Annotated in this window: 16 protein-coding genes; 11 read left to right on the top strand and 5 right to left on the bottom strand. The window is 42.3% G+C overall.

Annotated elements, in window-relative coordinates; all coding sequences use genetic code 11:
- The first annotated feature begins 358 nt into the window (after positions 1–358).
- Entirely contained in the window at positions 359–907 is a 549-nt protein-coding gene (locus AACX68_RS07700) for a YcbK family protein (protein ID WP_228858714.1), read from the top strand.
- A 99-nt stretch (positions 908–1,006) separates the two neighbouring features.
- Positions 1,007–1,639 (top strand): MBL fold metallo-hydrolase, encoded by a 633-nt coding sequence (locus AACX68_RS07695; protein ID WP_228858713.1) that lies wholly within the window; start codon positions 1,007–1,009, stop codon positions 1,637–1,639.
- A gap of 120 nt (positions 1,640–1,759) precedes the next feature.
- Here the strand turns inward: AACX68_RS07695 and AACX68_RS07690 are convergent, their stop codons facing one another.
- The 4 genes from AACX68_RS07690 to pncB all read right to left on the bottom strand — a co-directional run bounded on the left by AACX68_RS07690 (position 1,760) and on the right by pncB (position 7,459).
- Complete coding sequence (locus tag AACX68_RS07690) at positions 1,760–2,950, bottom strand: amino acid aminotransferase (protein ID WP_228858712.1); 1,191 nt, start codon at positions 2,948–2,950, stop codon at positions 1,760–1,762.
- Between the two features lie 240 nt (positions 2,951–3,190).
- A complete protein-coding gene (locus AACX68_RS07685; protein ID WP_228858711.1) occupies positions 3,191–4,312 on the bottom strand; it encodes a porin in 1,122 nt (373 codons plus the stop codon).
- 307 nt (positions 4,313–4,619) lie between these two features.
- Entirely contained in the window at positions 4,620–6,020 is a 1,401-nt protein-coding gene (gene asnS, locus AACX68_RS07680) for an asparagine--tRNA ligase (RefSeq protein WP_228858710.1), read from the bottom strand.
- A gap of 224 nt (positions 6,021–6,244) precedes the next feature.
- Complete coding sequence (gene pncB / locus AACX68_RS07675; RefSeq protein ID WP_228858709.1) at positions 6,245–7,459, bottom strand: nicotinate phosphoribosyltransferase; 1,215 nt, start codon at positions 7,457–7,459, stop codon at positions 6,245–6,247.
- 328 nt (positions 7,460–7,787) lie between these two features.
- Between pncB and pepN the strand changes: the two genes are divergently transcribed.
- The 9 genes from pepN to AACX68_RS07630 all read left to right on the top strand — a co-directional run bounded on the left by pepN (position 7,788) and on the right by AACX68_RS07630 (position 20,884).
- Positions 7,788–10,406, top strand: coding sequence for an aminopeptidase N (gene pepN, locus AACX68_RS07670; RefSeq protein ID WP_228858708.1), 2,619 nt, complete (start codon positions 7,788–7,790; stop codon positions 10,404–10,406).
- Between the two features lie 149 nt (positions 10,407–10,555).
- The gene (pyrD, locus tag AACX68_RS07665; protein ID WP_228858707.1) at positions 10,556–11,566 is read left to right on the top strand and encodes a quinone-dependent dihydroorotate dehydrogenase; all 1,011 of its coding nucleotides are present in this window, start codon (positions 10,556–10,558) and stop codon (positions 11,564–11,566) included.
- 179 nt (positions 11,567–11,745) lie between these two features.
- Positions 11,746–12,297, top strand: coding sequence for a cell division protein ZapC (locus AACX68_RS07660; protein ID WP_228858706.1), 552 nt, complete (start codon positions 11,746–11,748; stop codon positions 12,295–12,297).
- 291 nt (positions 12,298–12,588) lie between these two features.
- A complete protein-coding gene (rlmKL, locus tag AACX68_RS07655; protein ID WP_228858705.1) occupies positions 12,589–14,742 on the top strand; it encodes a bifunctional 23S rRNA (guanine(2069)-N(7))-methyltransferase RlmK/23S rRNA (guanine(2445)-N(2))-methyltransferase RlmL in 2,154 nt (717 codons plus the stop codon).
- Positions 14,743–14,746: 4 nt separating this feature from the next.
- Positions 14,747–16,657 carry an ABC transporter ATP-binding protein gene (locus AACX68_RS07650; protein WP_228858704.1) on the top strand — a complete coding sequence of 637 codons (1,911 nt, stop codon included), beginning with the start codon at positions 14,747–14,749 and terminating at the stop codon, positions 16,655–16,657.
- A gap of 108 nt (positions 16,658–16,765) precedes the next feature.
- Positions 16,766–18,034 (top strand): membrane integrity-associated transporter subunit PqiA, encoded by a 1,269-nt coding sequence (gene pqiA / locus AACX68_RS07645; protein WP_255705390.1) that lies wholly within the window; start codon positions 16,766–16,768, stop codon positions 18,032–18,034.
- Between the two features lies 1 nt (position 18,035).
- On the top strand, positions 18,036–19,685 hold the full coding sequence (pqiB, locus tag AACX68_RS07640; protein ID WP_228858703.1) for an intermembrane transport protein PqiB: 1,650 nt from the start codon (positions 18,036–18,038) through the stop codon (positions 19,683–19,685).
- A 53-nt stretch (positions 19,686–19,738) separates the two neighbouring features.
- Positions 19,739–20,287, top strand: a complete 549-nt coding sequence (gene pqiC / locus AACX68_RS07635; RefSeq protein WP_370630281.1) for a membrane integrity-associated transporter subunit PqiC — start codon at positions 19,739–19,741, stop codon at positions 20,285–20,287.
- A gap of 3 nt (positions 20,288–20,290) precedes the next feature.
- Complete coding sequence (locus AACX68_RS07630; RefSeq protein WP_228858701.1) at positions 20,291–20,884, top strand: DJ-1/PfpI family protein; 594 nt, start codon at positions 20,291–20,293, stop codon at positions 20,882–20,884.
- Between the two features lie 331 nt (positions 20,885–21,215).
- Here the strand turns inward: AACX68_RS07630 and AACX68_RS07625 are convergent.
- A partial coding sequence (locus AACX68_RS07625) for a hypothetical protein (RefSeq protein ID WP_228858700.1) occupies positions 21,216–21,419 on the bottom strand: 204 nt, incomplete at its 5' end.

Below are 21,419 nucleotides of genomic sequence, written 5' to 3'. Positions count from 1 at the left end.
CTTATTTTTGTTAAATTATAAATGGAAAAAGTTAATAATATATTTTAGCAGTGAGGAATGTTCTCACTGCTATTTTTTTACCTGCCATCTCTCCCATACTTTAATTTTTTCTTTTAGTTATTGCACATTTACTAAATTAATAGCTTGCATTAACCAAATATAAATATTTAAATTCAGTTTAATAAAAACTGTATTCTGTAAATCAGAATAAAAACATCAGCTAAAAAATTTACATTAATGTACAAAAATAGTAAAAGCTACTTTTTTGTTCGTTGCGGTTTTGTTAATTGATTGGTGTTAACTGTTAATATATTTTTGAAACTATCTAAGAATCAGAGAAAGCAGTAGAGCACAATATATGAATAATATTGATCATAACCGCCGTAAGTGGCTCGGCGTAAGTATGGTTGCATTAGGGTTAGGTTTATTGCCCCAACATGCACTAGCCACACTGACAACACCACGCCCCAGGATCCTACGGGTAGATAATCTCCATACCGGAGAAACAATTAAAGCCGAGTTCTTTGATGGGCGTCATTATAATAAATCTGAACTTATTAGACTGAATTATTTATTCCGTGATTATCGCCAAAATGAAACAAAGAAAATTGATCCAAAATTATTTGATCAAATTTACCTGTTACAAATGATGATGGGAACAAATAAACCAGTTCAGTTAGTTTCAGGATATCGTTCATTAAAGACGAATAATATGTTGCGTCATGCAAGTTCAGGCGTGGCAAAACACAGTTACCATACCCGCGGTCAGGCAATGGATTTCCATATTGATGGCATGGAGTTATCACATATCCGTAAAGCTGCATTGAAAATGAAAGCTGGTGGAGTAGGGTTTTACCCAAAAAGTAATTTTATTCATATTGATACAGGCCCGGTTAGGACGTGGTAATCTTATTATATCTTTCATATTTCAAGTGGACTGTAAAATAGCTTGAAAAATGACGAATATATTAAGAATTTGTCCTGATTGTGGAGTGTAAACAATACAATGAAATACCACATAATGCCTGTCACCGTTGCGATGCAGAATTGTACGTTGATCTGGTGCGATGAAACACTGGAAGCTGCAATTGTTGATCCGGGAGGTGAAGCTGAAAAACTGATCGCTGAGATCGAGAGGCGGGGAGTAAAGTTAACCCAGGTTTTGCTGACACATGGTCATTTTGATCATGTTGGTGCAACTGTTGATATCGCTAAATATTTTAATGTACCGGTGCATGGGCCGCATAAAGGTGACGCTTTCTGGATAGAAGCGTTAGAGGTTCAATGCCAGATGTTTGGCGTTGAAGAATGCCCATCTTTTACCCCTGAACGTTGGCTGGATGATGGGGATACGGTAAAAGTCGGTAATATTCAGCTTTCTGTCTTACATTGTCCGGGACATACTCCGGGGCATATTATCTTTGCCAATCATGCTGATAAATTGATTTCGATGGGAGATGTGCTGTTTAAAGGTAGTATTGGCAGAACGGATTTTCCGGGTGGGAATCATGATGAATTGATCCAATCCATCAAAGAAAAAGTTCTGGCTTTGGGGGATGACTATCAATTTATTCCGGGCCATGGCCCAATGTCAACGTTGGGGCATGAACGGAAAACGAATCCATTCTTACAAAACTAACCAATAATTGTTTGATTCAGCATTTCTGAGTTTTACAGATAGTTGGAAAGAAAAAGCCGCTTTTTCAGCGGCTTTAATATCAATATAGGATTGTGTCTTCAATGAAATTTTGAATTTTACTTAAAGTACAGCAACAATCGCTTCACACAGAGGAACCATGTTCTCCAGTGTTAAACCAGCTACGTTAATACGGCCGGAGCTGACTGCATAAACAGCGTATTCTTCACGCAGGCGTTCAACCTGTTCTTTAGTCAGACCGCTGAATGAGAACATACCATTTTGAGCACAGATGAAGCTGAAATCCTGTTTTGCACCTTTTTCTTGTAAGGTGTTGACGAACAACTGACGCATACGCTGAATGCGTTCACGCATTGTTGCCAGTTCCTGAATCCATTCTGCTTTCAGTTCTTCGTTGGACAGAATTGTCGTAACAACAGAAGCGCCGTGAGCTGGTGGGTTAGAATAGTTGGTACGTACAATAAATTTAGCCTGACTGAACGCTTTCTCTGCAGTATCGCTATCTGCTGCAACGATAGTACAGGCACCAACACGCTCATTGTACAGGCCAAAGTTTTTGGAGTAAGAGCTGGCAACGATCAATTCATTATGGTTTTTGGCAAAAATGCGCAGACCTTCAGCATCTTCATCCAGACCTTTAGCAAAACCCTGATAAGCAAAATCGAATACAGGTAGCCAGCCATTTGCCGCAGATAAATCTGCCAGTTTCTGCCACTGCTCAGGAGTAGGATCGATACCGGTTGGGTTATGACAGCAGCCGTGTAACAGAACAACATCACCTGCTTGTGCTTCAGATAGGCTTGCCAGCATTCCTTCGAAATTCAGAGCGTGTTTTTCTGCATCGTAATAGTTATATTCGCGGATCTCTAAACCTGCGCTGGAGAAAACACCTTTATGGTTTGGCCAGGTTGGGTTACTGATCCAAACACGTTTGGCATTAGTTTGCTTGGCAATAAAATCAGCGGCAGTACGCAGTGCGCCTGTTCCGCCTGGGCTTTGTACGGTACGGGCACGTTTTTCAGTAACGATGGCACTGGTGTTGCCAAAGAGCAGTTCCTGAGTCACACGACCAAACTCCGGTAATCCGCTGATTGCCAGATAATTTTTAGTGGTTTCGTTTTCCAGCAGGAATTTTTCTGCTTTTTTAACGGTGGTCAGGACAGGAGTTTTACCGGTTTCATCTTTATAGACACCGATACCCAGATTGATTTTATTTTCGCGGGGATCAGCTTTAAAGCTATCAGCTAAACCAAGAATAGGGTCGGCAGGCGCTGCTGTGATTTTTTCAAACATTTTTTTATTCCAAAATTTGGAGAGTTAAGCCCGAAATAAATTATACGCTGTTCAGGGTAACCCTAAGAAATCGATTTGCCAACCACTTGTAGCAAAAAGAATAAAATCTTGTGAAGTAGTTTGCGAAGTGAAGAAAAGAGTCTGAAAAAACAGAGAGATGAAATGCAAAAAGCAGCGCCGTAGCGCTGCTTTTCTGAGACAAATGGTTTAACTTTTCGCTAAACTGTTTATCAGCGGTGATTAGAACTGATAAGTCAGACCAACACCGAATACGTTGCGGCCGTTTGCATCGCCACCTTCGTTTTTGTCCAACAGGTTGATTTTGTAATCAACAAAGGTAGACAGGTTTTTGTTAAAGTAGTAGTAAGTACCTACAGAAACATATTTAACCAAGTCTGCGTTGAAGCCTTTAGCATTGTTGTTACGATCCAGATCTTTACCTTTAGACTGAACATAAGCCAGAGATGGTTTCAAACCGTAGTCTGCGAACAGGTATTGTGCAACTAACTCAACGTTTTGGGTTTTATTAGCAATCTCTTTGGTCAGTTTACCGTGTTTAGTTACTACTGTACCCGGAGTCATATTACGGGTTTCACCGTACATTGCTGCTAGGTATACGTTGTTAGCATCGTATTTAGCACCGATGTTCCATGCCTCAGCGCGTTTACCACGAGCTTGTTCATTATTCCACTGCTCGTTTCCGCGGGTAGAATTAGCGTAAGAAGCACCAACGTTGACACCGTAACCTACGTCATAAGTAGCAGACATACCGTAGCCGTCACCATTTGAGGTCACGTCAGCAGTATCTTTACGTTTGTTTTTGGTACGCTCACTGTTTTGACCCTGATATTGCAGAGCAACGTTCAGACCATCAACCAGACCGAAGAAATCAGTGTTACGGTAAGTTAACAGACCAGTCGCACGGCCAGTCATGTAGTTATCAGTTTTGGACATAGAGTCACCACCAAAGATTGGCAGTACGTCAGTCCATGCGTTGACGTCGTAGTTTACGCCGTAGTTACGGCCGTAATCCAGTGAGCCGTAGTTAGCGAATTTCAGACCAGCGAAAGCCAAGCGGGTGGCTGTATCAGATTCAGATTCTGCACCTTTAGCTTTCATGTTGTATTCCCAACGACCGAAACCAGTCAGTTGGTCAGAAATCTGAGTTTCGCCTTTGATACCGATACGAGCGTAAGAATCGTCGCCATCTTGGCCGCTTCTTTTATCAGCGAACTGATGACGAACGTCAACTTTACCGTACAGATCCAGTTTGTTGCCGTCTTTGTTAAAGATTTCAGCTGCGTTTGCTGTACCAGCAACCAGCAAAGTTGGAATTACCACTGCAAGAATATTGCGCTTCATTATTATTACCCTCATTGGTGTTATTTAGACATCTGGCACACATTGAAAACAGAACACTAAAATTTTTGGAACTATTTGTGGGTATCAGGTGTCTTATTAATCTGCGCTCAGTGTTCCATTGGTTATGGCTTTTATCCACCCTCAAAGTGCTACAAAAGTACAAAATTAGTAACAAACTGAAAAAACATATTACAAAATGTAAATGTCAAGGAACTTTTTTTGCACTGTTTTGGCGATAAAATGAAAAAAGCCAACTTTCGCTGGCTTTTCTCAGGATTGATTTTTGGTTATTTTTCGAACGGATTCATTAGAAACTTGCGTTTCTTGGCGTTCTTGGGAATGGGATAACGTCGCGTACGTTTGAGACACCCGTGACATAAGCCACCAGACGTTCAAAGCCCAGACCAAAACCAGAGTGAGGAACGGTGCCGTAACGGCGCAGATCACGATACCACCAGTAATCTTCTTTATTCAGCCCCATCTCTTCCAGACGCGCATCCAGTACATCCAGACGCTCTTCACGCTGAGAACCACCAATGATTTCACCAATGCCCGGTGCCAGAACATCCATTGCCGCGACAGTTTTACCATCTTCATTCATACGCATGTAGAACGCTTTGATGTCTTTTGGATAGTTCTTCATGATGACTGGTGCACCAAAGTGCTTCTCTGCCAGATAACGCTCATGCTCAGATGACAAATCAACACCCCAGTAAACCGGGTTTTCGAATTTATGACTACAGTTTTCCAGAATTTCAATGGCATCTGTGTAATCCAATTGAACAAAGTCAGAATCGACAAATTTTTCCAGTCGGGTAATAACTTCACTGTCAACGCGCTCTGCAAAGAACGCCAGATCGTCAGCACGCTCTTCCAAAGCCACTTTAAAGACATATTTCAGCATTTCTTCAGCGAGTTTAGCGATATCGTTCAGATCAGCGAAAGCCACTTCTGGTTCAAGCATCCAGAATTCGGCCAGATGGCGGCTGGTATTGGAATTTTCAGCACGGAAAGTCGGCCCGAAGGTGTAAACCTTACTTAATGCACAGGCATAAGTTTCACCGTTTAACTGACCAGATACAGTCAGGAAGGCTTCACGCCCGAAGAAGTCTTTACTGAAATCAACTTCACCTTTATCAGTCAATGGCAGGTTTTGCATGTCCAGAGTGGAAACGCGGAACATTTCACCTGCACCTTCTGTATCTGAGGCGGTGATCAGAGGTGAAGATACCCAGAAGAAACCTTTCTCGTGGTAAAAACGATGCAGTGCTTGCGCCAGTGTGTGACGAACACGTGCAACCGCACCAATCAGGTTAGTACGTGGGCGAAGGTGAGCGACTTCACGCAGATACTCGATGCTATGGCGTTTTGCTGCCATCGGATAAGTATCGGGATCTTCCACCATACCAACGACCACAATGTTGGTTGCCTGTAATTCGAAACTCTGACCTTTACCCTGTGATTCCACAACAGTACCGGTTACTTCTACAGAGCAGCCGGTTGTGAGGTTCAGAACTTCATCCTGATAATTAGGCAAATTATTATTAACGACGGCCTGTAAGGGATTAAAGCAGGAACCGTCATAAACGGCGAGGAACGAGATACCAGCTTTAGAATCTCTCCTTGTACGTACCCAGCCGCGGACGGTGACTTCGCTGCCAACCGGAACACGGCCTTGCAGTACATCGACTACAGGCGCTACGCTCATAAATTTCTCTCTTCTTTATAATAGGTAATTAATATAGATAACTAGACTTACTGTAAGTCGTGCCAAATGGCACGATGACTCCTTATCTTACTTGTCCTTTCACAGGAAACAAGTAGAAATTAAGGGGGTTAAGGCGGAAATAAAGGGAAAAGTTGTTTTTTATCGGCGTAACCAGAAAGACGATGATTACGCCAATTAAAGAGCGGTACAAACTATCCTGAAAATTACACGGCTTTTTTCATTTCAGGGATATCAAATGCTCTGCGTAATTTGTTGACAAATTCGACATCTTCACAGATGGTTTTTCCCGGACTATCAGACAATTTGGCTACAGGCTTACCGTTACATTCAACCAATTTGATTACAATATTTAGCGGTTTTATCCCCGGAATATTGCAGGTCAGACGTGTACCAATGCCGAACATGACATTGATTCGTTGATGGAAATGACGATAAAGAGCCAGTGATTTTTGCAAATCCAGACTATCCGAAAATACCAGTGTTTTAGTCAGTGGGTCGATACCCAGTGACAGATAATGAGCAATCGCTTTTTCGCCCCAGTCAACGGGATCACCGGAATCATGGCGCAGGCCGTTATAGGCAACAGCAAAAGGTTTATCGAAATCCCGTAAAAAAGCATCCATAGTGATACAATCTGTCAGGGCAATGCCTAACTGGTTCGGATACTCATTCAGCCAGGTCTGCAACGCCGCGCGCTGGCTGTTAGCGAGTTCGGGGCTGATTTGCTGATGAGCCTGAAACCATTCGTGAGCCTGCGTACCGAGCGGTGCCAGATCAAGTTGTTGTGCCAGCTGGTAGTTACTGGTTCCAATCAGATAAGGAAAACTCTCTTTCAGTTCCTTAACAATGGCATATTGCACTTCGTGTGAAAAACGGCGGCGGGTGCCGAAATCCATCAGTTTGAAACCCGATAAATCGATATGTTCTGCTGCGGCATCCTGATAGAACAGCTCAATTAATTTTCTGAGCTGGCTGACAGCCGCTTCTGCTTTAATCTCAGGCGAGCGATCGCGGTGTACCAGTTCACTAATCAGGGCAAGTAACGGTACTTCCCACAGGATAACTTCACGCCATAAACCTGAAATTCTGATAGCAAGCTGTCCTTTATCAGTAACAGAAACTTCTACTTGTTCAGGGTTAAAACGGAAGGTTTTGAACCAGTCCAGATAATCTTGTTTAAAAAATGGTAAACCAGACAGATATTCAGCTTCTTGTTCTGTCAGAGTCAGATCAGCCATCATGTTAATCTGCTGGCGTAATGCCCCGGCGTATTTACCGAGTAGTTCATCACCACGGCAGCGGAACTCTGCAACAACATGAATATCGTTGTAATGGTGGTACACTGCTTGCTGCATATGAAATTTATAAGCATCAGTATCAAGCAGTGATTTGATAATCGGGGTAGCGTCTAAAGTCATGGCGCGTCAGGCATCCTCGCGGAGCATTTGTGTCTGCTAAATCGATAAAGTCCGAAGAGTATACCGCGATTATTCTGTTATTAAAGCTACATAATCGCATATATTTTTCCGGACAATACAGATTAAGGTTGATCAATTTATAGATGATATCATGTTAAATACAATATGAGATGGCAAGTAGCACAAAAGTACCAATATTCTCAAAACAGGTTTTATACCTTTATTTAATAAATGATTAACATCTGAAAAAAGAGATTTCCGGATTGAAAGGATAGAGTCTCTGTGGCAGCGTTAGCTTCTCACATTAAGTAATGAAAAAAGGTTTCTTATGACACAACAGCGGCTTGTTAAACATCGTCTGGATTATAAAGCGCCAGACTATACTATTACAGATATTGATCTCGATTTTGAACTGGATGCAGATAAAACAACTGTAACAGCAACCAGCCAAGTAAAACGTCTGATTAATGATATTACTCCACTCATTTTAGATGGAGAAAACCTGACATTAAAGAGTATCCATATTAATGATAAGGCATGGGAGCATTATCAGGAGCAGGATGGCAAATTAATCATTGAACAACTGCCTGCTCAGTTTACCCTGAAAATAGTGAATGAAAATAATCCTGCGGCTAACAGTGCACTTGAAGGGCTGTATGTATCAGGTGATGCTTTGTGCACCCAGTGTGAAGCTGAAGGTTTCCGCAATATCACTTATTATCTGGACAGGCCGGATGTATTGGCCCGTTTTACCACTCGTCTCACTGCGGATAAATCCAAATACCCGTATTTATTGTCCAATGGTAACCGTATTGAGCAGGGAGAGCTGAGTGATGGCCGTCATTGGGTTAAATGGCAGGATCCATTCCCGAAACCATCTTATCTGTTTGCGTTAGTCGCAGGGGATTTTGATGTCCTGCATGATACGTTTATTACGCGTAGTGGTCGCAAAGTTGCGCTGGAATTGTTTGTTGACCGGGGCAATCTGGATCGTGCTGGCTGGGCTATGACGTCGCTGAAAAATTCCATGAAGTGGGATGAAAGCCGTTTTGGTCTGGAATATGATCTTGATATTTATATGATTGTTGCCGTTGATTTCTTCAACATGGGAGCGATGGAGAATAAAGGGCTGAATGTCTTTAACTCCAAATATGTCTTAGCGAAAACGGAAACAGCAACAGACAAAGATTATCTTGGCATTGAAGCTGTAATTGGGCATGAATATTTCCATAACTGGACAGGAAACAGGATCACCTGCCGTGACTGGTTCCAGTTAAGCCTGAAAGAGGGGCTGACCGTTTTCCGTGATCAGGAATTCAGTTCTGATTTGGGTTCACGCTCTGTGAATCGTATTAACAATGTGCGTATTATGCGTGCAGCTCAGTTTGCTGAAGATGCCAGCCCGATGGCGCATCCTATCCGCCCTGAGCAGGTGATGGAAATGAATAACTTCTATACGCTGACTGTTTATGAAAAAGGCTCAGAAGTCATTCGAATGATCCACACTTTACTGGGTGAAGAGCAATTTCAGGCAGGTATCCAGCTTTATGTACACCGTCATGATGGCAGCGCAGCAACCTGTGATGATTTTGTACAGGCAATGGAGGATGCTTCAAACGTTGATTTGACACTATTCCGCCGCTGGTACAGTCAATCGGGTACGCCGGTACTGACCGTGCGTGATGAATATGATGCGGAAAAACAGCAGTATCTGTTGCATGTCAGTCAGATGACACCACCAACTGCAGATCAGAAAGAGAAATTGCCTCTGCACATTCCGCTGGATATTGAACTATATGATGAACATGGTCGTGTCATTCCGCTACGTCGTGATGGGCAGCCTGTGCATCATGTTCTGAATGTTATCAGTACAGAACAGACATTTGTATTTGATGATGTACCGTCACAGCCGGTGCCTTCTTTATTACGTGAATTCTCTGCACCAGTGAAACTGGATTATTTATATAGTGACAGCCAGTTGACCTTCCTGATGAAATATGCCCGCAATGAATTTTCTCGTTGGGATGCGGCACAGGCACTGTTAGCGAATTATATAAAACTGAATGTTACCCGTTATCAGCAATCCCAGTCGGTAGAATTGCCAATGCATGTTATTGATGCATTCCGTGCTGTATTGCTGGATAAAGATATTGACCCAGCACTGGCGGCCCTGATCCTGACACTGCCGTCTGAAAATGAAGTGGCAGAGTTGTTTACAGTGATTGATCCACCGGCCATTCATGAAGTGCTTGATGTCATCACACGTAGTCTGGCAAACGAAATGGCAGATGAATTTGCGGCTGTGTACCATAGTATTTACACAGGGGCATATCGTGTGGAGCATAAGGATATTGCTAAACGGTCATTGCGTAATATTTGCCTGCATTATTTATCCTTTATTGAAGACCAAGCACAGGCTGATAAACTAGTCGCCGCTCAGTATTATCAGGCAGATAATATGACCGATACTGTTGCAGCACTATCTGCGGCAATGGCGGCAGAATTGCCTTGCAGTTATCAACTAATGGATGAGTTTGATCAACGCTGGCATCAGGATGGGTTGGTCATGGATAAATGGTTTATGCTTCAGGCAACCAGCCCGGCATTTGATGTACTTGATAAAGTACGTAGTTTAATGAGCCATCGCTCTTTCAGTCTGAGTAACCCAAACCGCACTTATTCACTGCTGAGAACCTTCTTTGCCAATAACGCAGTCGCATTCCATGCTGAGAATGGTCGTGGTTATCAGTTCCTGAAAGAAGTTCTGACTGATCTGAACACGCGTAACCCGCAAGTGGCTTCACGTCTAATTGAGCCATTAATCCGCCTGAAACGCTATGATGAAAAACGTCAGGCGTTGATGCGTACAACGCTAGAAGAACTGAAAACACTGGAAAACTTATCGGGTGATTTATTTGAGAAAATCACAAAAGCACTGGAAAGCTGAGTAATGACATTTCCTCCGGCTTCAGCCGGAGGAAATTAATAAATATCTTCTGCGTTACATTTACATTTTGACAATATCTCTTTAAGATGCTCCGCGCTTATTTCACAGTCACCACAACCTGTCATTATGCTCGCAGCGCAGGAGATTGCATGTATTATCCGCTTCTAAAGAAGGCATTGTTCCAGCTTGATCCGGAACAGGCCCATGAGCTTACTTTTCGCCAGCTCAAACTTGTTACCGGTACTCCTTTCGAATTCCTCATCCGCCAGTCAGTTGCCACTAAACCCGTTACCTGCATGGGGTTGTCATTTAAGAATCCTCTTGGCTTAGCCGCCGGTCTTGATAAAAATGGTGATTGTATTGATGCCTTTGGTGCAATGGGCTTTGGTTTTGTTGAAATTGGTACAGTAACTCCACGTCCGCAGGCAGGGAATGATAAACCGAGATTATTCCGTGTTGTTGAAGCAGAAGGTATTATTAATCGGATGGGCTTTAATAATCTCGGCGTTGATAATTTGGTTGAGAATGTTAAGAAAGCAAAATACGACGGGATTATCGGAATTAATATTGGCAAAAATAAAGATACTCCGGTAGAGAATGGTAAAGATGATTATTTAATTTGCATGGATAAAGTGTATCCCCATGCTGGTTATATTACGATTAATATCTCTTCACCTAATACACCGGGCCTGAGAACATTACAGTATGGCGAAGCACTGGATGATCTTCTGTCTGCGATTAAAAATAAACAAAGTGAACTACAACAAAAATATCAAAAGTATGTTCCTGTTGCCGTAAAAATTTCGCCAGACCTTACCGAAGCTGAATTAGTAGAAGTTGCAGATAGTTTAATGCGCCACCAAATTGATGGGGTAATTGCAACGAATACCACTTTGGACAGAAAGATTATTGAAGGATTAAATCACTGCCAGCAGGCTGGTGGTTTAAGTGGCCGCCCGGTGCAGCTACGCAGTACAGAAATCATTCGCCGTTTTTCTCAGGAATTAAAAGGTGAAATCCCCATTATTGGCGTGGGTGGAATTGATTCATTAGTTTCAGCCAGAGAGAAAATGGAAGCAGGTGCTTCATTGATTCAGATATTCTCTGGTTTTATCTATAAAGGGCCGAAATTAATCAAAGATATTGTTAATCATATCTGAATATTTTCTGAAATCTGGTGTTTAAGGTTTAGTATTAAAGGCGTTGGGGGTTTATTTCTGCCCCCAACTCGTCTATATTTTGTTTGACAGATTAAAAGTTTATCAACTTTTTAAAATTCCCATTAGGGCGGTGCTTATTTTTAAACAAATAAACTATTTTGAGCAGAAAAGGGTAACCAATGAAAATTAGGCCTGATGATCAATGGCGCTGGTATTTTGATACTGAGCATAATCGTGTCATGCTCGATCTTGCCAATGGTATGGTTTTTCGTTCTCGTTTTCCTGCCAGAATGTTGACTGCCTATGTCACCACAATGAAAGAAATTAACTTTTCTGTCGATGATGCAGCGCTTTATTATACTTTTGAAGAATATTCCCGCCGTATTAATATTGCCCCAGAACTCAGAGCTGAATTAGCGTTAAATGGATTGGTTGCATTTCGTTTTATGAAACCACAGATGCCTAAGAGCTGGTATTTTTCTATCTGTTCTTTAATAAACAAACCTGAGCAGGGTGAAATTATTCAGGTTCGTTTGCAGGAAGATGGCACAGAAGCGTTATTTATGGTTGCTGAAGCAGGTGAAAATGCCAGTGTTTGTTTATTAGTAGAGCAAAAATTAGATCTCGGAGATCGTATAATGAATTTCTGTGATCCGATAAAAATAATGAATGACCGTTTAATGCCTTATACTGAACCAACTCAGGCCCCTATATATGATAAGGCGATTTAAAGAATTATTTATTAATCCGGTTCTATGATTGATCCCAATACACAAATCCAAAAATCAGCTAAAGGCTGACAGTTTTTTTCAATCTTAATCAAATCTTAACTTACTCCTGACCATCGAAAACTGCCGGTATTTTTCGTACATAAGCGCCTCAACACTGCGCCACAGGCTATTTTTCACCTTTATTTTTACCTGAAGCGAGCAATCTTATGACATGTTGCTGGTATTAGCTATAATGGCAGCAATTTTTTAGTGGTACATTTTTTAGTAAATAATAGTCTTGGTGAATAATACATGAACTCTCTCTTTGCCAGCACGGCACGTGGACTGGAAGAACTGTTAAAGAACGAACTGGAAACGCTGGGGGCACAATCTTGTAAGATTGCTCAGGGTGGGGTTCATTTTAAAGGCGACGAACGGGTGATGTATAAAAGTCTGCTCTGGAGCAGATTAGCATCCCGTATCCTGCTACCGCTTAATGAATTTAAGGTTTATAGCGATCTTGATCTGTATCTTGGTGTCCAGTCTATTGACTGGACTGAAATTTTTTCAGTAGATAGCACATTCGCAGTCCATTTCAGTGGGACAAATGAAGAAATCAGAAATACACAATATGGTGCACTGAAAGTCAAAGATGCGATTGTTGACTGTTTTATGCGGAAAACAAAGCAGCGTCCTGATGTTGCCAAACAACAGCCGGATGTGCGTATTAATGTCTTTCTTAATAAAGAAAAAGCAAGCGTATCACTCGATCTGAGTGGAGAAGGGCTGCATATTCGTGGTTATCGTGATTTAGCCGGGCAGGCTCCACTGAAAGAAAATCTGGCAGCCGCAGTTGTGTTGCGTTCCGGCTGGAATATGGGAACACCGATGGTTGACCCGATGTGCGGTTCAGGAACCCTGTTGATCGAAGCGGCGATGATGGCTGCCGATTGTGCGCCGGGTTTAAACCGTCAGCGTTGGGGTTTCACGTCGTGGCTGAAATTCGATGAAGCTATCTGGCGTGAAGTCATCACTGAGGCACAGGTGCGTTTCCGTAGAGGGTTACAGGAAACTTCATCACGCTTTTGGGGGCTGGATATTGATCGTCGTGTTATGGATATGGCGCGTTCAAATGCTCGCAGAGCCGGTGTTTCGCAGCTGATTGAATTTCAGCAGGGCGATGCGAGTAAGCTGGAAAATCCATTGCAGGAAGGAGTAACAGGTACGATATTAAGTAACCCGCCATATGGAGAGCGTCTCGAAAGTGAACCGGCATTGATTGCTTTGCACAATGTATTCGGTCGGATCATAAAAAACCGTTTTCCGGGTTGGCGTTTATCCCTGTTCAGCGCTTCACCAGAGTTGTTAAGTTGCCTGCAATTGCGTGCTGAACGCGAGTTTAAAGCGAAGAATGGCCCTTTAGATTGTGTTCAGAAAAATTATTCTATTCAAAAAAATGATGCGATTCAGCAAAATGAACAAGCATCAGGCAAACCTCAGCCACTGGATGGTGGTATTGCTGAAGATTACGCTAACCGTTTGCGTAAAAATGAAAAGAAACTCAGTAAATGGGCGAAACAGCAGAGTATTGATTGCTATCGTTTATATGATGCAGATTTGCCGGAATATAATGTCGCCGTTGATCGTTATGCTGACAAAGTTATCGTACAAGAATATGCTCCGCCTAAATCGGTAGATGCCAATAAAGCCCGCCAGCGTTTGTTTGACGTCATTAGCGCAACAATGAATGTACTCGGGCTGCAATCTAATCAGTTGATTCTGAAAACCCGCCAGCGCCAGAAAGGCAAAAATCAATATGAAAAACTTGCCGAAAAGAAAGAATTCTTTTTGGTGAATGAATATGGCGCGAAATTCTGGGTTAACCTGACAGATTACTTGGATACAGGATTATTCCTTGATCACCGTATTGCCCGCAAAAAACTCGGGGAAATGAGTCAGGGTAAAGACTTCCTCAATCTGTTTTCCTATACCGGCTCAGCAACAGTTCATGCCGGACTGGGTGGTGCGCGCTCAACGACCACAGTGGATATGTCCCGAACCTACCTTGAGTGGGCGGAGAAAAACTTACAGGTAAATGGTCTGGCTGGCCGTCAGCATCGTCTGATTCAGGCAGATTGTCTGGGTTGGCTGGCCCAAACACGCGAACAGTTTGACCTGATTTTTATTGATCCACCGACATTCTCCAACTCTAAACGTATGGAAGATACATTTGATGTTCAGCGCGATCATATCGATTTAATGAAGCAATTAAAGCGCTTACTCCGTCGCGGAGGAACATTAATGTTCTCCAATAATAAACGCGGTTTCAAAATGGATTTTGCTGAACTGGAGAAATTAGGTCTGGTAGCAGAAGATATTACAGAAAAAACTTTGTCGCAGGATTTTGCCCGTAACCGCCAGATCCACAACTGCTGGCTACTGCGTCACGTTGGCGAGGGAAAATAATATTATGTCATTGATTAATCTATCGGGTGCCTGGCTGTCATTCGGTGATTCGCCATTATTGGATGATACTGAACTCCATATTGAAGAAAATGAAAGAGTATGTCTGGTTGGCCGCAATGGCGCAGGGAAATCCACCCTGCTGCGTGTGTTGGCGAAAGAGCAGCCACTGGACGACGGACAGGTTATTTATGAACAGGATTTGATTGTTGCCCGGTTACAACAGGATCCGCCTCGTGATGTAGAAGGTACGGTCTTTGATTTTGTAGCGGAAGGTGTCAAAGAGCAGGCGGAGTATATTAAGGCATTCCATCATACTTCACGATTGGTGGAAACAGATCCTAGTGAGAAAAACCTCAACCGACTGGCAGAATTACAGGAAGTGTTGGATACCCGTAACCTCTGGTTACTGGACAGCCGTATCAGTGATGTATTAAAGCAACTTGCTTTACCTGCGGAAGCGAAATTATCTTCTTTATCCGGAGGCTGGTTACGCAAAGCGGCTTTGGGGAGAGCTTTAGTCAGTTCACCGAAAGTTCTTTTCCTTGATGAGCCAACAAACCATCTGGATATTGAGACGATTGAGTGGCTGGAAAATTTCCTGAAAGACTTTAATGGCAGTCTGGTTTTTATTTCCCATGACCGTTCATTTATTCGCAGTATGGCGACCCGTATTATCGATTTGGATCGCGGAAAACTGACGTCTTGGCCGGGGAACTATGATAAGTACCTTGAAGGCAAAGAAGAAGCATTACGGGTTGAAGATTTGCAGAATGCGGAATTTGATAAAAAACTGGCTCAGGAAGAGGTCTGGATCCGGCAGGGAATTAAAGCCCGCCGTACCCGTAATGAAGGACGGGTGAGAGCACTAAAAGCGTTGCGAGTCGAGCGCTCAGAACGTCGTAACGTTATGGGTAGTGCCAGAATGCAGGTTGAAGAAGCAACCCGTTCCGGCAAGATTGTATTTGAACTGGAAAACGTTAATTACCAGATTGGCGACAAAACGTTAGTTAAAAACTTTTCGGCTCAGATTCAGCGTGGTGACAAAATTGCCTTAGTGGGGCCGAATGGTTGCGGTAAAACAACATTACTGAAACTGATGCTGGGGGATTTGAAGGCAGACAGTGGGCGGCTTCATTGTGGTACAAAACTGGAAGTTGCTTATTTTGATCAGCACCGTGCTGCACTTGATCCTGACAAAACAGTGATGGATAACCTTGCCGAAGGTAAACAGGAAGTCATGGTGAACGGTCGCCCGCGCCATGTTTTAGGCTATCTGCAAGACTTCCTTTTCCATCCTAAGCGCGCAATGACACCGGTACGAGCTCTTTCAGGCGGAGAACGTAACCGTTTGTTGTTAGCCCGCTTATTCCTGAAGCCCAGCAACCTGCTTATTCTCGATGAACCGACGAATGACCTTGACGTTGAAACACTGGAGTTACTGGAAGAATTAGTGGATGGCTACACGGGTACGGTTATTCTGGTAAGCCATGACCGTCAGTTTGTTGATAACTCAGTGACAGAATGCTGGATTTTTGAAGGCAACGGTGAGATCAACAACTATGTTGGTGGGTATTTCGATGCTCAGCAACAGCGGGCGCAAACCGTTTCTTTACGTCAGTCTTCCGCAAAAAAAGAGAAGGCAGAGAGTAAGCCGGCTAAGGTTAAAGAAACCACAAAACGTTCAAATAATAAGATAAGTTACCATTTACTCAGAGAGTTAGAACAACTACCATCATTATTGGAAACGTTAGAGCAAGAAATAGAACAGTTACAAGCTAAGGTCAGTGATCCTGACTTTTTTAATCAGTCACACGAAGTCACACAAAATGTTCTACAGGATCTGGCAAATAAAGAGCAGTCGTTAGAGAAAGCTTTTGATCGCTGGCAGGAACTGGAAATGATGAAAAATGGATAATGTTTGCCGGTGATATCCGACAGTGTACAGATTACCGCTATACTCGCGGTAATCTGACAACCTGATGATATAAAGGGCAGCATTGATTTTGTTTATGGGAGAGGCACCTTGTGTTCTGACAATCATCAGCATGATAGGCTGGTTTTATGCTACCAATGCGATATGCTGGTGGCATTGCCTGATCTGGAGGAAGGAAAAAAGGCTGTTTGTCCACGATGTGATACTTTACTGACTGCAAAGTGGAAAGAACCACGTAATCAACCGACAGGTTATGCAGTCAGTGCATTATTTATGTTATTCCTCGCCTGTCTGTTCCCTTTTGTCAGCATGAATGTTGCGGGGATTGTCAGTGAAATTACACTGACAGAAATCCCCAAGACCATGTTCAGTGAAGATTATTCGAGTATAGCTGTATTCTTCCTGATCTTTGTGCAGCTTGTACCTGCATTCTGCATGCTTTCTATCATCCTTTTATGCCAGAACATAAAAATGGCGCTTCGGCTGAAAATTGAGTTGGCGCGCATTTTATTTCAGATGAAAACTTGGTGCATGGCCGAAATATTTTTAGCTGGCGTGTTAGTCAGCTTTGTTAAGCTCATGGCGTATGGCGATATTGCGGTTGGCCTCAGTTTTCTGCCTTACTGTCTTTTTTGTCTGTTTCAGATCAGGGCCTTTCAATGTCTGGACCGGTATTGGATCTGGAATGATATAGAATCTGCACCGAAAATACGGGTTCCCCTACAAACGGGAAAACCCGGCTTAATTCAGGGGGTCAGGCTATGTCAGTGCTGTACTGCTATTCTACCAGCGCAGAAACATCAATGTCCCCGTTGCCACTCAAAGGGCCATGCCCGTCGCCATTACAGTCTTCAGTGGACAATGGCACTATTGATTACATCAGCCATACTTTATATTCCAGCAAATATGTTACCGATAATGGTGACACAAACATTAGGAAGTGACATTAATTCAACCATTCTGGAAGGTATTATTTTGCTTTGGAGCACGGGGTCTTATCCCGTTGCTCTGGTTATTTTTATCGCCAGTATTATGGTACCTTTACTGAAAATGCTCGCTATTTGCTGGTTATGCTGGGATGCAAAAAGGCATGGCAGATACAACTCTGAAACTATGCATTTTATTTATGAAATAGTGGAGTTTGTTGGCCGCTGGTCAATGATTGATGTTTTTGTTATCGCAGTATTATCGGCATTAGTACGCATGGGGCAGTTTATGAGTATCTATCCCGCAACGGGAGCAATACTGTTTGCTTCAGTGGTAATTTTAACGATGTTTGCATCAATGACCTTTGATCCGCGCCTGACATGGGACAAAGCAAATAAGAAATTTGAGTTACGGAACAGTGGGGAATCATAAGGTGACGGATAAAGAAGAAACGTTGGCTCAAGCCAAGATCAGCAAACTTAAGAGTTGGTCACCTATATGGATCGTACCAATTATTACTGTGCTCATCGGTGCCTGGATACTATTTTATCACTTTAGCCATCAGGGGCCTGAAGTAATACTGATAACCTCTAATGCTGAAGGTATTGAAGCCGGAAAAACGAAAATAAAAAGTCGCAGTGTTAATGTAGGTGTGGTTGAAAGAGTGTCATTAAGCGATAGCCTAGGTGAAGTGATCATCAAAGCTCGTCTGAATGATGGTATGGAGAGACTATTACATAAAGATACCGCATTTTGGGTCGTTAAACCTCAAATTGGGCGTGAAGGGGTTTCTGGCCTGAGTACATTGTTATCGGGAGTATTTATTGAATTACAGCCCGGTAGCGAAGGAAGTGGAGAAAGAAAATTTTCACTATTGGATTCACCACCATTAGCCTCACCTGATGCAAAAGGTATGCGGCTGATCTTAACCAGTGAAAAAGCAGGGCGATTATCCGCAGGCGACCCTGTTTTGTTTCGGGGTTATCGTGTTGGTTCAGTGGAAACAAGTACTTTCGATCCTAAATCCCGTCTCGCCAGATATCAGATTTTCATTAATTCACCTTATGACGGACTATTAACAACCAATATTCGATTCTGGAAAGACAGTGGTGTTGCTTTTGATGTGTCATCACAGGGAGTCAGGGTTGAGGTCGCGGCATTATCCACTTTATTTGCTGGTGGAGTCAGTTTTGATGTGCCCAAAGGCTGGGATTTAGGCAAACCGGTACAAGAAAAAGAAATATTTAGGCTTTACGATAACGAAAGAAATATTGAGAACTCACTGTATACCGAACATAGGGATTTTTTGCTGTTCTTCTCTGATTCAATCAGAGGCCTACAGCCGGGAGCGCCTGTCGAGTTTCGGGGGATAAGAGTGGGTACAGTTGCCAAAGTTCCTTTTTACGCTGACGGGATCAAGCAACGCCTTGATAACGATTTTCGCATTCCTGTCTTAATTCATATGGAGCCTGAACGGTTTGAGAGAGAAATTGGTGATGGCTTTTACACAGATAAAGAACTGGAAAAAATTATTTCCCGGGGCTTAAGAGCTTCTCTGAAATCCGGCAATTTACTGACAGGAGCACTGTTCATCGATCTGGACTTTTACGCTGATGAAAAGACATGGAAAGGCCCGAGAGAAATAGCAGGTTATGAGATTTTACCTACTACAAGTAGCGGATTGGCTCAGATACAACAAAAAGTCACCATGGCGCTGGATAAAATTAATCAAATGCCGATTGAACCTCTCTTTATTCAGGCAACACAAACATTAGAAGAAAGTCAGAAAACCATCAAGGCTGCGCAGAAGACGATGGATGAGTTAAATCGTATTCTTGCGAGCAAAGAAGCGCAGGGGCTGCCTAAAGATCTACATAATACCTTGAATGAATTAAACCGTAGTATGCAGGGGATTCAGCCGGGTTCACAGGCTTACAATAAACTGGTTGATAATATGCAACGGTTGGATCAGGTCTTGCGTGAATTGCAGCCGATATTGAAAACCCTGAACAATAAGAGCAATGCACTGGTATTTGAAGCGGAAGCCACACAGGATCCTGAACCGAAAAAGGCGAGTCATTAATGAAAAAACTGATGTTAAGATTGGCATTTTTTATACCTGCTGGTTTCTTGCTGATGGGGGGAATGTTACTTTCAGGATGTAGCAGTCAACCGCAGAAAACTTATTATCAACTACCTGTTGTCACAAAATCCTCAGAGGTAAAACGGGTAAATATCGAACATGAACCTCAACTATGGATAAAAAAGGTCAGTCTTGCTGATTACCTAGCATCACCGGGTATTGTTTATCAAACAGGGGATGTTAGTTACATCAATGCTACGAATCATTTATGGGCTAGCCCGCTGGAACAGCAGTTACAACAAATTCTGACTACTCAGTTGAGCGCCGCATTTCCGCAAAGGCTGGTCTCTGACCAGCTTCTGGAAAAAAATGCTGACATATTGAATATCACAATCACAGCTTTTCATGGGCGCTATGATGGTCGGGTTATCATTCAGGGATACTGGCTTTTATCTAATCAAAAAGAGACGATTAAGCGGGCATTTAATTTAGAGTTGAAACAGACAGAAAACGGCTATGCGCAATTAGTACGTACTTTATCCATGGGTTATAACCAGTTAATTCAGTCTATTGCCAGCCAGATATCTTATACAAAAGGATAATGTATGAAAAAAGCCATTTTTTTCTTATTGAATGATTATGCTGATTGGGAAAGTGCGTATCTTGCTTCCAGGCTTAATATAAGCAAAGAATGGCTGGTGGAAACCGCCTCTTTAGACAAAGGAACCTGTAAATCAATAGGAGGCTTTAACACAGTTATTGACTACTCTTTAGCTATGATCCCTCGTGATATTGAACTTTTTATCTTAATTGGAGGTAATTCATGGAATATAGACAATAGCGAACTGAAAAGCCTGATAACTTTTTACCTCACTTCGGGAGTTATTGTTGGTGCAATTTGTGGTGCGGTAGACTTTTTAGCTAAAAATGGTTTATTAAATAATTTTCAGCATACGGGTAATTCGCAATATCTATGGAATGGATACCAAGAGTATAAAAATGGAAAAAATTTCATCAAAGAACAATCCGTCACTGATAGAAACCTTATTACTGCAAATGGAACAGCCGCAATAGAGTTTTCTGAACAAATCCTGAAAGTAATATATAGCAATAAAAAAGAAGAGATAGAGAAGGAACACGAGCTATTCAAGGTAGGTTATTATAATTATTGTAATAAATATGGCGATCCATTTTCTTAAATAAAAGATGAAGAATTTTATATTCCTCAGGTCAGCTATTAGCACGAATAAAAGTTGATACCCGATGTCGGCACTGTATATGCCATGGAATTGATTGATTAACGTGGCAATCCCTCCCCGCTAAATTTAATGATCTGTAATAATACTGATTACCTTGCAGAAGCATGATTGTCTTTGCTTAATATGTGGTGTAGTTGTGAGCAAACTTTTTTAATCTGTTGCACCACGGCATGAGTAATGAAAATAACTATTTGATTAAAATAAATTTATGCGGTGTATCAGTATGATATACGAGAGCTGTTTTTTTGTTTTGATTTAAGTTTTGACACCTTTAACCAAAGTCGGTAACTCTCATTTTTTCAAGATGAAATGTAGTTGAAATCAGAGATCTCATAAAAGAAGAGAGAAAGCCGTACTCCTCGCCTAAATAGCTTGTCAAAATGGTAGGAGTATCAAAGAAACTCGATCCTAAATTTGCGAAATTTTTGTTCCCAAAACGCAAAATCACAGAAAAAAGGATCGAGTCATGCTCATC

It is taken from the genome of Xenorhabdus sp. PB61.4 (genome assembly GCF_963894935.1).
Lineage (GTDB): Bacteria > Pseudomonadota > Gammaproteobacteria > Enterobacterales > Enterobacteriaceae > Xenorhabdus > Xenorhabdus stockiae.
Note: the sequence above shows the minus strand (reverse complement) of the source record. Positions and strands in the feature narration are given on the sequence as shown.